Source organism: Kitasatospora sp. NPDC092286, from assembly GCF_044755565.1.
Lineage (GTDB): Bacteria > Actinomycetota > Actinomycetes > Streptomycetales > Streptomycetaceae > Kitasatospora.
The window spans coordinates 172,193-184,735 of sequence record NZ_JBIVRD010000005.1; the positions used below are offsets into that span (position 1 = coordinate 172,193).

13 protein-coding genes and 1 pseudogene are annotated in these 12,543 nt (G+C 72.1%); 12 read left to right on the forward strand and 2 right to left on the reverse strand.

Translation table 11 applies throughout. The features are described 5' to 3' along the window. Window positions 1-37 precede the first annotated feature (37 nt). From ACIQIB_RS07440 to ACIQIB_RS07495, 12 genes and pseudogenes are all read left to right on the forward strand, one after another. Window positions 38-505, forward strand: a complete 468-nt coding sequence (locus tag ACIQIB_RS07440) for a hypothetical protein (protein WP_363605031.1) — start codon at window positions 38-40, stop codon at window positions 503-505. Window positions 506-964: 459 nt separating this feature from the next. Further along, a complete protein-coding gene (locus tag ACIQIB_RS07445; protein ID WP_363605032.1) occupies window positions 965-1,243 on the forward strand; it encodes a hypothetical protein in 279 nt (92 codons plus the stop codon). 180 nt (window positions 1,244-1,423) lie between these two features. Further along, window positions 1,424-1,669 (forward strand): hypothetical protein, encoded by a 246-nt coding sequence (locus ACIQIB_RS07450; protein ID WP_363605033.1) that lies wholly within the window; start codon window positions 1,424-1,426, stop codon window positions 1,667-1,669. Further along, the gene (locus ACIQIB_RS07455) at window positions 1,638-2,162 is read left to right on the forward strand and encodes a DUF6879 family protein (protein WP_363605034.1); all 525 of its coding nucleotides are present in this window, start codon (window positions 1,638-1,640) and stop codon (window positions 2,160-2,162) included. Before ACIQIB_RS07450 ends, ACIQIB_RS07455 begins: the two co-directional genes overlap by 32 nt. Before the next feature lie 27 nt (window positions 2,163-2,189). Continuing rightward, window positions 2,190-3,038, forward strand: a complete 849-nt coding sequence (locus tag ACIQIB_RS07460) for a helix-turn-helix transcriptional regulator (RefSeq protein ID WP_363605035.1) — start codon at window positions 2,190-2,192, stop codon at window positions 3,036-3,038. 99 nt (window positions 3,039-3,137) lie between these two features. Then, window positions 3,138-3,392: a hypothetical protein gene (locus ACIQIB_RS07465; protein WP_363605036.1), complete on the forward strand. Its 255-nt coding sequence runs from the start codon at window positions 3,138-3,140 to the stop codon at window positions 3,390-3,392. Continuing rightward, on the forward strand, window positions 3,385-3,618 hold the full coding sequence (locus tag ACIQIB_RS07470) for a hypothetical protein (protein WP_363605037.1): 234 nt from the start codon (window positions 3,385-3,387) through the stop codon (window positions 3,616-3,618). The genes ACIQIB_RS07465 and ACIQIB_RS07470 overlap by 8 nt, the downstream gene beginning before the upstream one ends. Window positions 3,619-3,831: 213 nt before the next feature. Beyond that, entirely contained in the window at window positions 3,832-3,975 is a 144-nt protein-coding gene (locus ACIQIB_RS07475) for a hypothetical protein (protein ID WP_363605038.1), read from the forward strand. 3 nt (window positions 3,976-3,978) lie between these two features. Next, window positions 3,979-5,157 (forward strand): methyltransferase domain-containing protein, encoded by a 1,179-nt coding sequence (locus ACIQIB_RS07480; protein ID WP_400757176.1) that lies wholly within the window; start codon window positions 3,979-3,981, stop codon window positions 5,155-5,157. 126 nt (window positions 5,158-5,283) lie between these two features. Continuing rightward, window positions 5,284-5,847, forward strand: coding sequence for a hypothetical protein (locus tag ACIQIB_RS07485; protein WP_400650547.1), 564 nt, complete (start codon window positions 5,284-5,286; stop codon window positions 5,845-5,847). Window positions 5,848-5,999: 152 nt separating this feature from the next. Next, window positions 6,000-6,653, forward strand: a pseudogene (locus ACIQIB_RS07490) (thiolase family protein); the annotation flags it as partial. Window positions 6,654-6,882: 229 nt separating this feature from the next. After that, window positions 6,883-10,509, forward strand: coding sequence for a SpoIIE family protein phosphatase (locus tag ACIQIB_RS07495; RefSeq protein WP_400757177.1), 3,627 nt, complete (start codon window positions 6,883-6,885; stop codon window positions 10,507-10,509). Between the two features lie 122 nt (window positions 10,510-10,631). On the opposite strand, the gene ACIQIB_RS07500 is transcribed toward ACIQIB_RS07495, so the two are convergent. Beyond that, on the reverse strand, window positions 10,632-11,702 hold the full coding sequence (locus tag ACIQIB_RS07500) for an S-adenosylmethionine:tRNA ribosyltransferase-isomerase (protein ID WP_400757179.1): 1,071 nt from the start codon (window positions 11,700-11,702) through the stop codon (window positions 10,632-10,634). Then, window positions 11,699-12,493 carry an SDR family NAD(P)-dependent oxidoreductase gene (locus ACIQIB_RS07505; protein ID WP_400757180.1) on the reverse strand — a complete coding sequence of 265 codons (795 nt, stop codon included), beginning with the start codon at window positions 12,491-12,493 and terminating at the stop codon, window positions 11,699-11,701. The genes ACIQIB_RS07500 and ACIQIB_RS07505 overlap by 4 nt, the downstream gene beginning before the upstream one ends. Window positions 12,494-12,543 lie beyond the last annotated feature (50 nt).

The window sequence follows — 12,543 nt, forward strand, 5'->3', positions numbered from 1 at the left end:
ACCAGTCGCCCGCCCCGCCACGAAGACCGGAGAGCCCATGCCCACGCCCGCCGAGGCCATCCCCGGGGGTGTCGCCCACCCCGACACCCCCGCCCAGCGCGACGCCGTGCCGACCCCCGCACCCGAGGCCGAGCCCGGCAGCCGGCCGGAGCCCGAGCCCGACCCGCGAGATGCCCGAATCGCCGACCTGGAGGCCGAGTTGGCCCACGTCCGCGAGGAGCACAGCGGCGCGTCCGTCGAGGCGGACGAGCTACCCCACCAAGCCGCCGAGGACACCCGCCGCACCGAGGTCGAGCAGGTCATCACCGCGTACTCGCTGCCGCCGTTCGCCGCCGACGCTGCCCGCGCCGCTGGCCCGTTCGTGGACCTGGACGCGCTGTGCCGCAACCTGGCCGAGGCCACCACCCCGCGCCCACTATTCGGCACGGGGGGACTCGACCCGACCACCCCCGCCAAGCCCGACCACCGGGCCTTGGCTGAGCGGCTGATCCGCCGGGCGTGGTGACCCGGACAGAGGAATAGCGGGTACAGGCTGTACCTGCAAAGGAGAGTCGTCCCGGCGCGACACGCAGATTGGGAGGGGCGGGCCTGTCCCTCCCGATCCGCGCCCATGAGTGAAGCAGCGCGGCCGATCACAGAGCCGAGCACACGCCTACGAACAAGCTTGCTGTGAAGCCGAGTTGGCGTTGCCGTTCGCCAACTCGAAGCGCGCAAGTTGCCATCAAACACGAGGCGTCGGCGCACGTCAGCGCGTGAAGTGGATCACTGTACCCCGGGGGGCGACTCCCCGCTGCGCCTCTTCCCTGTCCGGGGCGTCATAGCAGCCCAGTACCGATGCGCATGGGCGTCAACCAACCCTCATGCACACAGCGTCACGCCCATGAGCCGAGAGTAGTGAAAGAGGTCCCAGCTGAACGAGATCATCACCGACCTACGCGCCGGATTCGCCACCCTGGAAATCGAGTTGGACCCCCAGGAACACGCCGCGCTCCGCCTCGCCGAGCACCACCTGCGCGACGCCGCGCACTGCGATGATCAGGTCCGCGCGGACGGGCGCCTGATCGCCGGAGGCACCCGCCATGGGGTCATGGTCGCCCACCCCCTGATCGCCGAAGCCCGCCAGCTGCGCGCCGAAGCGGGCCGCCTGATCGCCCGCGTCCGCCTCCCCGCCGACGAGCCCTCGGCCGGCCGCTCCAACGCCGCCCGCGCCCTCGCCACCCACCGCTGGGGCAACCGCATCTGACCCCCAGCACACCGGCCCCGGCCGCCCAACGAACTGGGCAGCCGGGGCCTTTCGTGCGTTCTGGGCCTAACGTCCTGCACTCAGTTGCCGTCGTTTCGGCACGCCCTCTTGACGGCTTCCCTGTCCATGGGAGTGACTGTCTTGCAAGTAGCCGCAACTGACTGGACATGGGAGAGCGCCATGGCACTACGGTTGATCTGGAAGGACGACAAGTCCCCGGATGGGAACTCCCCGACCATCTTCCTTGACGAGGAGACCATGGACCTGCTGTTTCAGGGCTATCGTCTCGACGCTGAGGCCGAGGAAGAAGTTCGGGCTGCGGGCACCGTGCCGGACTACGAGACCGTGGTCCGAATGCCTGCACATGTGGTCGAAGCGATCAGGAAGGCGTGCGATGTCTCGGACGGTGGTGACCAGGCCGGATGAGTTGCTGAAAGCAGCTCAGCGCTCCGCCGTTCACCTGGAGATGCGTGACGGCTACATGCTCGATGATCCGGCCCTTCACGCATGGCAACGAGGCATTCGGCACGATCCGGCCGACCGGTCGGCCTGGTGGCGTCCGTGGCTCGACGTGGTGGCCGAGGCGGTCTCGCGCGGCGTGGAGGTTCGTCGGGCCCGGATCGTGTCCGAGCCGGTGAGCGAGTACATCCGGTACGAGTACGACGTGACGTTCCCCAACGTCGCGGCGGGTGAACAGGTCCGATGGCTTCCACGTCGGCAGGCGTCCACGCTCGCCCTGCCGGGTAACGACTTCTGGCTAATCGACGGCCGGCTCGTCGTGTGGGGTCACTTCGCCGGTAACGGTGACTGGTTGGAGAACGAGGCCACCGAGGACCTGGCCGCCGTTCAACTCTGCTCCGACGCCTTCGAGGCCGCGTGGGAGCGCGCAACGCCGCACGACGAGTACAAGATTCTCTGATACCAGCAACCATCGGGCAGTCAGCACATGTCGTCGTCGCCATCGTCCAGCGTTGTCGCTGCTCGAAAGGCTCTGGCAAACCGCCTCATCGAGCTACGCAAGGACGCTGGACTCAAAGGCGAGGAACTGTCTGCCCGGTGTGGCTGGCATCCCGCCAAAACCTCCCGAATCCAGAGCGGCAAGTCCGCGCCGTCCGAGGACGATATCCGGGCATGGTGCCGCGCTTGCGGCGCGGAGGGCCAGATCCCGGACCTGATCGCAGCCGCGCGGGCCGTGGACTCGCTGTACACCGAGTGGCGGCGTATGGAACGTACTGGGTTGCGAGCCGCCCAGGAGTCGGTGTTTGACCTGTACGAGCGCACGCGGCATTTCCGGGTGTACGCCAGCAAGGTTGTCCCCGGCATGGTGCAGACCCGCGAGTACACAGCGGCCGTCCTGCGCGCAATCCAGCGTTCACGAGTCGCCATTGACGACGTAGAGGCCGCTGTTGAGGCTCGAATGGAGCGCCAGCGGATGCTGTTCTCCGGCCCTCGTCGGTTTGCCTTGGTGCTGGAGGAATCAGTCCTGCGCGGGGCAGTGTGCGACGGGGATACGCTGGCTGGCCAGCTTGGGCATCTGATAGCCATCAGCACCTCTCCGAGCATCAGCCTTGGAATCATTCCGACGCGACCGGACCGCGCGCGGTCTCCAGCCGAAGACTTCTACATGTTCGATGATGCCGTGGTCTCCGTCGAACTGACGGTGGGCTATCTCCGGCACACGGAGCCAAGGGAGGTCAGAGACTACGCAGCCGCGTTCCTGGCCCTGTCGCAGATGGCGGTCTACGGCGGCGAAGCGCGTGCACTGCTGACCAGCGCCATAGACGCCCTGCGCTGATACCGGCGCAATTAGGCGCAAGTTCCTGGCACTGCCTGTAGTCGACTCCCTACGGTCTGTCACGCACCCCCCACCGCCACGGCGAAGGAGGACAGACCGATGGCGAAACGCACTCCCAAGCGTGAGTACCGCGAGGTCGTGACCGGCCCCAGCAAGTTCGAGTTGACGAGGCTCCCGGCGGGCTGGAACCCGCTGGACGACTACCGGGCGGCCAATGCCGCCGGGCAGGCCCCGACGGTGGGCGCGCGGCTCCAGATCGACGCCGTACGCGCCACCTGCCCCTGCTCGGACTGCCGGGCCCGCCGTCACATCGAGGGCGGGGAGTGCGTGGCGTCGGGAGTGGCCGGTGAGTGACCAGGAGACTCCGCAAGAGGCCCTGGACGGCACCGTCGAGGGTTTGGGACCAGTGAACCCGTTCGAGTGGCTGCACGCCCATCCGTGGCCCCGTGTGCGCTCGTCCGAGCCCAGGCCGGTGCTCACACCGGAGGAGTTCGGCGAGGTGCCCCTGTCGCCGGAGGACCGGGCCCGACGGGCGCGCCTGCTGGCCCGGGTGCGTGAGGAGAACCACCCCTGGCGCTGACGCGCCGACCTTGACCACCGCAGCGGGCCCAGGAAAGGGGCGTTCGACGGCCGCGAGCGGACCCCGGGCCCAGCCCATCCCGAATCCCCCCGATGGGACGGGCAGGGCCCCACAGTCCCCCGTCCCGGCCGACCTGGGGAAGAACGGCCGGAACGGGCAGCACCACCCGGCGGGTATCCGCCCGCCGGACACGACGAGCATGGAGGTAGTGGCATGGGTAAGCGTGGTGGCGGCACCGGTTCCGGTGACGGCGGCAAGCAGCAGGACGACAGCAACAAGGGCTCCGGGCACGGCGGCGGGGGCTCGGACGAGGGCGGCAACACCTCGGACGGCCAGAACCCGGCGGGCGGTAAGTAGCCAGTGACCGGCGAGACGCACAGGGAGGCGGGCCCTCAGGGGCTCGCCTCCGCGCTGGTGGCCAGCGGCGCGCTTTCATCAGACTGGCTCCCCTCCTTCACGGCCGTACCCCGCGAGTTGTTCGTCCCAGACCGCATCTGGCCGGGCATCGCGGACGGCACACGGCAGAACCCTCTCGTGGACCGCGCGACGGACCCCGAGGCGTGGGAACGGGCGGTCTACTCGGACATCCCACTGACCACGCAGTGGGACGACGGCGAGCACGAGGGGGACGGGCTCGGCACCACCCCGACGTCGTCCAACTCGATGCCGACCATGGTGGTTTCCATGCTCCGAGACCTGGACGTGCGTCCGGATGACCGAGTGCTGGAGATCGGGACCGGCACGGGTTGGAACGCCGGACTCCTCTCGCATCGCGTCGGGGACTCCAACGTGGTCACGGTGGAGTACGACCCCGAGGTGGCGAAGGGAGCCCGGGAGAACCTTCACCGGGCGGGGCTCGCACCGACAGTGATCGAGGGAGACGGCCGGGAGGGGTGGGCCGAGGGCGGACGCTACTCCCGGATCATCGCTACCTGCTCAGTGCTGGAGATCCCTCCGATGTGGCTGGAGCAGGCCGCCCCGGGTGCGGTGATCGTCGCCCCGCTCGGCACCGAGTACGGCGGGGAACAGATTGTCCGACTCGCCGTGGACGAGGACCGGAGCCGGGCCGTCGGTCGCTTCACCGGCGGATCGGGCTTTATGAGAATCCGTCAGCAGCGAACCGAGCGCCCACCGTTCGACGATTACCTGCGCGGGGTGCCCTGGCCGGCTGACGCAGAGAAGAGCGTCACTGCTCTGTCTCCGTGGGACACCGGCGAGTGGTTCCAGCAGTTCGTCATCGGGCTCGGTGTGCCCGGGGCGTTCTGGCGAGCGGAGCGCTATGACAACGGCGCGTACACGCTGTGGCTGTACAGCCGAGACAAGCAGTCGTGGGCGTCCGCCGACTACGTGCGAGACCGCACGGAGTACGAGGTGTACCAGTCCGGGCCACGCAAGCTCTGGGACGAGGTGGAGGCCGCCTACCGCTGGTGGGATGACCGAGGCCGCCCCGGCTATGAGCGTTTCGGTCTGACTGCCACCCCGCACGGGCAGACCGCCTGGCTCGACTCCCCGGAGAATCCGGTGCCGCAGCAGAACTGACCGACCGTCTACCCGCTCCGGTCGCCGAAATCTTGGCAGAGAGCAGCGACCGGAGCGGTCCCGCACCACCGAACGACCCGGCCACTAACCAGTGACCGATCGCCTCAGTGTGAGGAGGACACCAGTATGACCACTCCCGGCCCCAATCAGCCGCCCGGACCCGGCCCGATGCCCCCGGAGCCGTCGGCCGTGCCCGTGCGGGCCCTGGACCTGCTGACGCCCGAGGAGTTCGAGGGCGTGGCCGCTACCGTGCGAGACAGCAACCCGGGCATGGAACACCACCTGAGTCGCCGCATTGTGGCCGAGGCCCTGGCGTTCCTCTCGACCGTGGCCAAGTGCCCACGCGTCGGCATCGCGCCGTCCCCGGCCGTAGACGAAGGCTGGCACGCACTGGTCTTGGACACCCTGCTGTACGCCCGACTGTGCACCGGACTCGGCGGGTTCATCCACCATCGGCCGGAGCGTCCTGAGGAAGCAACCTACGACGCTACCGTGAGCGGCCGGACGCTGGCCGCGATGGCGGGGTGCGGATACGCCGCTGACCTCTCGCTGTGGGTCGGCCCCGAGGACGGCGGCGTGATCGTGGCCGCCAAGGCGTGGCACTCCCCCCAACCGCCCCCGCCGCCGACTCCGCCCGCCCCGACCAGCATGAGTGACGCCCGACCGATGCTCGCCCTTCCGGCGGCCTAACGTCGCGATCGGTCCCGCTTGCATGCCCGCTGGAATGTGCAGGCGGGACCGAACGGGCTCACGTCAACTGGGCGGACACACGGTCGCATCACAATGCACCTTGGGCTTGTTATCGCAGGTCGGGAACAAGGTGCAAGCTCGGTCCGTTCCTCCATGCCAAGGCGGCCCACGCCCGGGCGGCCGGGCTGTTCGAGGCGGAGCCGGCCCCGGTGGTGACGCCCGGCGGCATCGTGACGGCGGACGAGTCGGTGCGCCCCGGCACCACGCCCGAGGTACTGGCCGGGCTGCGGCCCGCGTTCGAGGACCCGGCCTTCGCCGAGCGGTTCCCGCAGATCGGCTGGTCGGTGACGGCGGGCAACAGCAGCCCGATCAACGACGGCGCCTCGGCCGTGCTGATCACCAGCGGCGAGACGGCCGCGCGGCTGGGGCTGCGCCCGCCGGCCCGGCCGCACTCCTTCACGGTGACCGGTTCGGACCCGCTGCTGATGCTCACCGGCGCACTGCCCGCGACCGGGAAGGTGCTGCGCCGGGCCGGGCTCTCGCTGTCGGACATCGACCTGTTCGAGGTGAACGAGGCGTTCGCGAGTGTGGTGCTGGCCTGGCTGCGGGAGACCGGCGCGGACCCGGCGAAGGTGAACGTCCACGGCGGGGCGATCGCGCTCGGCCACCCGCTCGGCGCCAGCGGCACCCGGCTGATGACGACGCTGGTGCACGCGATGCGCGCGCGGGGCGCCCGCTACGCGCTGCAGACCATGTGCGAGGCGGGCGGCCTGGCCAACGCCACCGTCCTGGAGGCGCTGGACTGAGCGGCGCCCCCTACCGCGCGGACGGACCGGCCTCGCGAAGAACGGCCGGCGGACTCCCCCGCCCCTCGCCCGCGCGGTCGGCCGGGCCCGCGTGGGAAGATGGCAGGGCTGGTGGAAACGATCTCCGGGCGGTTCTCTGGCCATGGTGAACGAGCAGCGTGATGCCGGCGGCCCCGGACGACCGCGCCGGGGGCAGCCGGTCGGGGCGCCGGATCAGGACGCCCTGCTGATGGTGCCGATCGCGACCGCGCTGGTCGAGGCCGACGGCCGGATCCTGCACTGGAGCAGTGACGCCGAGGCGCTGCTCGGCTACACCGCCGAGGAGGCGGTCGGCGCCAAGGCCGCGCAGCTGCTGACCTCGAAGGAGAACCGGCCCGAGGTGCTGGCCCTCTTCCAGGGGATTCTGGACGGCCGCGGCTGGTCGGGGGTCTTCCCCGTCCGGCACCGCGACGGCCACCAGGTCTCGCTGGAGTTCCGCACCCACCCGATCGCCGGGCCCGGCGGCACCCCGCTGGTCCTCGCCGTCGCCGCGGACGTCACGACGCTGCGCCGGATCCAGGCGGATCTCGCCATCCTCGACGGCTTCTTCACGCAGTCCCCCATCGGCATGAGCGTGTTCGACACCGGGCTCGCCTTCGTCCGGCTGAACGACGCGCTGGCCCGGGTCAACGGTCTGCCCGTCGAGGCCCATCTGGGCCACCGGCTGACCGAGTTGCTGCCCGGGATCAACGGCGCCGAGAGCGAGGCGGTGATGCGGAGGGTGCTGGAGAGCGGCGAGCCGGTCGTGGACACCCACTCGCACGGCCGCACCCCGGGCGACCCGGCGCACGACCACGCCTGGTCGGCCTCGTACTTCCGGCTGGAGGATCCCGGCGGGCGGGTCCTCGGGGTCAGTTCGACCGTCATCGACATCACCGAGCACTTCCGCGCGGACGCCCGGGCGGCCCGCGCACAGGAGCGGCTGGCCCTGCTGGTCGACGCGGGCGCGTCCATCGGAACCACCCTCGACCTGCGGCAGACCGCCCGCGAACTGGCCGATGCGATGGTGCCCAAGATCGCCGACATCAGCGGCGTGTTCGCGCTGGAGGCGCTGGTCGCCGGGCGCGGCGTGGCGCCGCTCGACCCGGCCGCCCCGCAGCTGGTGCGCAGGCTCGCGCTCGCCACCGCCGACCCGGCGTACCCGGCCGAGACCCTGCCGGTGGACGCGGTGTACGAGCTGGCACCGGACTCCCCGTACACGCGGGCGCTGGCGACCGGGCGGACGGTGGTGGTGCCGTCCTGGGAACTGCCGCTGCTGAGCGAGGGCATCACCGAGAACGGCCACCAGGCGTACCTCGGCGACCGCCCGCGCTCGGTGCGGATCACCCCGCTGGTGGCGCGCGGCACCACGCTCGGCATGGTGGTGTACTCACGGCGCGGCGAGCGGGAGTCGTTCGCGGCGGCGGACATCACCGTCGGCGACGAGCTGGCCTCGCGCGCCGGCGTCGCGATCGACAACGCCCGGCTGTACCTGCGCGAGCACCAGACCGTCCTGGCCCGCCAGCGGGCGCTGCGCGAGGCGAGGGCCGCGCAGGAGCGGCTGGCACTGGTCAACGTCGCCTCGACCCGGATCGGCACCACGCTCGATCTCGCCCAGACCGCACTGGAGCTGGCGGAGGTCGCGACGCCCCGGCTGGCCGACACGGTGGTGGTCGAGATACTGGACGACCTGATCCGCGGCGAGCGCGAGGCCCGGGCCCCGGCGGACGGCTCCGCCGTGCTGCGCCGGATGGCCTTCTACTCGGTGCCCGGTTCGACGATGAGACCGATCGACCGGGTGGGCGGGGTGCAGCGGTTCCGGCCGGGCTCGCCGTACGCGTGGAGCCTGCGGCACCGCAAGCCGGTGCTGGTGCCGACGATGGACGCGGCCGGGATGGCCTGGTTCGCCGACGACCCGGTGCGTACGGCGGCGGTACGGGAGCAGAACCTCCTCTGCTTCATGGTGCTGCCGCTGATCGCCCGCGGCGCGGCGGTGGGCGTGGCGGGCTTCTACCGGACGGTGGTGGAGCGGCCGTACGACGACGAAGACCTGGCGCTGGCCGGGGAGCTGGCGGTCCGGGCGGCGCTCTCGATCGACAACGCGCTGCTCTTCACCCGGGAGCGCGACGCGGCCGCGGCCCGCCAGCGCGCCCTGGACGAGGTGTGGACCGCGCAGCAGCGGCTGTCGCTGCTCAACGAGGCGAGCAACCGGATCGGCACCACCCTCGATCTGCACCGCACCGCCGAGGAGTTGGTGGAGGTGGTGATCCCGCGCTTCGCCGACTTCGTCACCGTCGACCTGCGGGACGCGGTGCTCAGCGGCGACGAGCCGGGCCCGGTACCGGAGAAGGGCTCGGTGCTGATGCGGGCGGTGGCGGTCGGCGAAACGGACTCCGACGGCACGATGGCCGAGGCGTCCGACCAGGTGGGGGCGACCTCGCAGTCCGCCCAGATGTACGCGGAGAGCCTGCGCACCGGCCGCTCGATCCTGGTCCCGGAGGTCGACGAGGCGGCGCTGCGCCGGATCGCGTCCTCGCCGGACCGGGTGCAGCCGGGTCTGGATTCCGGGGTGCACTCCTATCTGATGGTGCCGCTGCTGGCACGCGGCCTGGTGCTGGGCGGCGTGGAGTTCATCCGGACCCGCAACCCGCAGCCGTTCGGACCGGCGGACCGGGCGCTGGCCGAGGAGTTCGCCTCTCGGACGGCGCTCGCCATGGACAACGGCAGGCTCTACCGCCGGGAGCGGGACACCGCACTGACGCTCCAGCGCAGCCTGCTCCCGCAGGAGGTGCACCGCGCGCTGGGCCTGGAGATCGCCTACCGCTACCTGCCGAGCAGCGTGGTCAGCGAGGTCGGCGGCGACTGGTTCGACGTCGTCCCGCTCTCCTCGGGCCGGGTCGCCCTGGTGGTCGGCGACGTGATGGGCCACGGCATCCGGGCCGCCGCCACCATGGGCCAGCTCCGCACGGTGGCACGCACGCTGATCACGCTCGACCTGGACCCGACCAGGGTGCTGCACCGGCTGGACGAGGCCACGTCCGCGCTCGGCGAGGGCCAGTTCGCCACCTGCGTCTGCGTGGTCTACGACCCGGTGGACCGCCGTTGCACCGCCGCCTGCGCCGGCCATCTGCCCCCGGTGGTGGCCGGCCCCGACGGGCTGGCCCGGCTGCTCGAACTGCCGCCGGGGGCACCGCTGGGTGTGGGCGGAGTGCCCTTCGAGAGCGTCGAGTTCACCCTCCCCGAGGAGGGCATCCTGGCGCTGTACACCGACGGCCTGGTCGAGCGCCGGGGGCACGACCTGGACGAGGGCCTGCGGCTGCTCTGCCGGACGATCGCCGACCGGCGCGGCTCGCTGGAGCAGACCTGCGACGCGGTGCTGGCCGCGCTCACCGACCGCACCAGCGAGGACGACATCGCCGTCATCATGGCGCAGGCCCGGCCGATCGGCACCGACCGGATCGCCACCCTGCCGCTGACCGGAGACCGCGCCATGGTCTCGCACTCGCGCCGGTTCACCCGCGACACGCTGGCCGGCTGGGGGCTGGACCCGCTCGCCGACTGGGCCGAGCTGCTCGCCAGCGAGTTGATCACCAACGCCCTGGTGCACGCCGGATCCCCCACCCAGCTACGGCTGTTCTGCAACCGGGTGCTCACGGTGGAGGTCGCCGACCAGGACAGCGAGACGCCCCGGATCCGGCGTGCCCACGAGGAGGACGAGGGCGGCCGCGGCATGCAACTGGTCAACGAACTCGCGCACCGCTGGGGCAGCCGCCGGACCAAGGAAGGCAAGGTGGTCTGGTTCGAGCTGGAGCTGCCGCCGGGCTCCTCCGTGCTGTAGCCGTAGCCGGGACCGGGACCGGGACCGGCAGGAGGCGGCGAACGGATCCACCGACGGGGACCGGCGGGCCTGCCCGGACACCCGGCCTGCGGCCTGTTCGCGGGGCCGGCCGGGCGGGCGGTTCAGTCCGGCAGCAGCAGGTTGACGTCGCCGAACTCGTGCCAGAGGTAGCGGTGCCGGACGGCCTCCGCGTAGCAGCGCGCCAGCAGCGGACGCCCGGCGACGGCCGCGAGCATCAGCAGGTGGGAGGCGCGCGGCTCGTGCCAGCCGGTGAGCAGGCCGTCCACCGCCCGCACCCCGCGTTCGGGGGTGATCACCAACTCGGTCCAGCCGTCGGCCTGCTGGACCGTCCCCTCCGGTCCGACCGCCGACTCCAGGGCGCGGACGGCGGTGGTGCCGACCGCGATCACCCGCCCGCCACCGGCCCGGACGTGCCCGACCAGCCGGGCGGTGGCCGCCGGCACCTGGAACCGCTCGGCGTACGGCGCCTCGTGCGCCTCCGGGGAGGCCACACCGGTGTGCAGGGTGACCGGCGCCACCAGCACCCCGCGCCCGGCCAGCCGGGCCACCGTCCCGGCACTGAACGGCCGTGCGGCGCTGGGCATCTCGCTGCTGCCGGGGACGGTGGCGAAGACCGTCTGGTACGCCTCGATCGGCCAGTCCCGGTCCACGTAGCCGTACCGGATGGCCTTGCCGTGGCCCGCCAGGTAGCGCAACAGCGGTACCGGAAGGGAGAGTCGGGCGTACCAGAGCCGGGCGGTGAACGGTTCGACGAGCACGGCCGACGCGCCGTCCGGCAGCGCCACCCGCAGGCCCGGTCGGGCCGGCGACTCGGCCGGCGGGTAGTGGGCGGCGGCCTCACCGGGGGTGACGCGGCGCAACTCGACCAGGAAGGAACCGCGTTGGTCGGGCTGGGCGAAGGAGAGGTGCAGCGCGACGGGGGTGCCGTCGGGCAGCCGGCCGGGCAGCGCGGCGGGCAGGGTGGCCGAGTTGTTGACCACCAGGAGGTCGCCCGGGCGCAGCACCTCGGGCAGCTCGGTGAAGGCGTGGTGCTCGACGGCCGTGCCGCGTCGGCGGCCGACCAGCATCCGGACGCCGTCCCGGGCCGTTCCGCGGGCCTCGGCCGGTGCGCGGGCGGAGAGTTCGGGCGGGACGGTGACGTCGATGCCGGGGCCCAGGAGCGTCCCGCTCATCGCCCGCCCCGGACGGTGGCGAGGGCCGCATCGGGCGCGAGGGCCGCGGCGGCGGCCGTCAGGTCGGCGGCGCGGTAGCGGCCGGAGGCGGGGCGGTCACGGAGCAGGGCCAGCAGGGCCGGGACCACGGTCTCCGGCAGCGGCCGGTCGGAGATGTCCTCCCCGGGGAACGCCTCCTGGTGCATCCTGGTCCGCAGGTCACCCGGGTCGACCGCCCAGACCCTCAACCGCGGTTCCTCCTGGGCGAGTACGGCGGAGGCGTGGTCGAGCGCGGCCTTGCTCGCACCGTAGCCGCCCCAGCCCTCGTAGGCCTCGACGGCAGCGTCCGAGCTGATGTTGAGCACCGCGCCGGCCCGGCCGCGCAGCTGGGGCAGGAGGAGCTGGGTGAGGGCGATCGGTGCCAGGACATTGACCTCGAAGGTCTCCAGCAGACCGGGCAGCGGGAAGTCCGCCAGGTGCGGCAGCGGCGCGCCTGCGAGGTCGTAACCGGTCAGCGTGGAGGCGTTGTTGACCAGCAGGTCGGCGCCCCCGAGGGCGGCGGCGGCCTCGGCGAGGCGTTCGCGGTGATCGTCGTCGACCACCGAACCGGCCGGGGCGGAGACCGTGGTGACGGCGGCCAGTTCGGCTTCCGCGGCGGAGAGCTCCGCGCTGTCGCGGGCCGTGATCACCAACTGCCAGCCGGCGGCGGCCAGCCCCCTGGCGAGGGCGAGGCCGAGACCGCGCGAGGCGCCGGTGACCAGGGCGACGGGACCGGGCCGGACGGTGGAGGCGGTGTGCTGCGGTGCGTTCATGCCCCCACGATCGCCCCGGCCCGGTCCGAGACGGATCGGCCGCCGGGCCC

Bases quoted from the DNA above. Each gene is read 5' to 3' on its own strand.
- ACIQIB_RS07505 (WP_400757180.1), bottom strand. From the start codon at position 12,493: ATGAACGCACCGCAGCACACCGCCTCCACCGTCCGGCCCGGTCCCGTC.
- ACIQIB_RS07460 (WP_363605035.1), top strand. From the start codon at position 2,190: ATGTCGTCGTCGCCATCGTCCAGCGTTGTCGCTGCTCGAAAGGCTCTG.
- ACIQIB_RS07475 (WP_363605038.1), top strand. From the start codon at position 3,832: ATGGGTAAGCGTGGTGGCGGCACCGGTTCCGGTGACGGCGGCAAGCAG.
- ACIQIB_RS07465 (WP_363605036.1), top strand. From the start codon at position 3,138: ATGGCGAAACGCACTCCCAAGCGTGAGTACCGCGAGGTCGTGACCGGC.
- ACIQIB_RS07450 (WP_363605033.1), top strand. From the start codon at position 1,424: ATGGCACTACGGTTGATCTGGAAGGACGACAAGTCCCCGGATGGGAAC.
- ACIQIB_RS07495 (WP_400757177.1), top strand. From the start codon at position 6,883: ATGGTGCCGATCGCGACCGCGCTGGTCGAGGCCGACGGCCGGATCCTG.
- ACIQIB_RS07485 (WP_400650547.1), top strand. From the start codon at position 5,284: ATGACCACTCCCGGCCCCAATCAGCCGCCCGGACCCGGCCCGATGCCC.
- ACIQIB_RS07500 (WP_400757179.1), bottom strand. From the start codon at position 11,702: ATGAGCGGGACGCTCCTGGGCCCCGGCATCGACGTCACCGTCCCGCCC.
- ACIQIB_RS07440 (WP_363605031.1), top strand. From the start codon at position 38: ATGCCCACGCCCGCCGAGGCCATCCCCGGGGGTGTCGCCCACCCCGAC.
- ACIQIB_RS07455 (WP_363605034.1), top strand. From the start codon at position 1,638: ATGTCTCGGACGGTGGTGACCAGGCCGGATGAGTTGCTGAAAGCAGCT.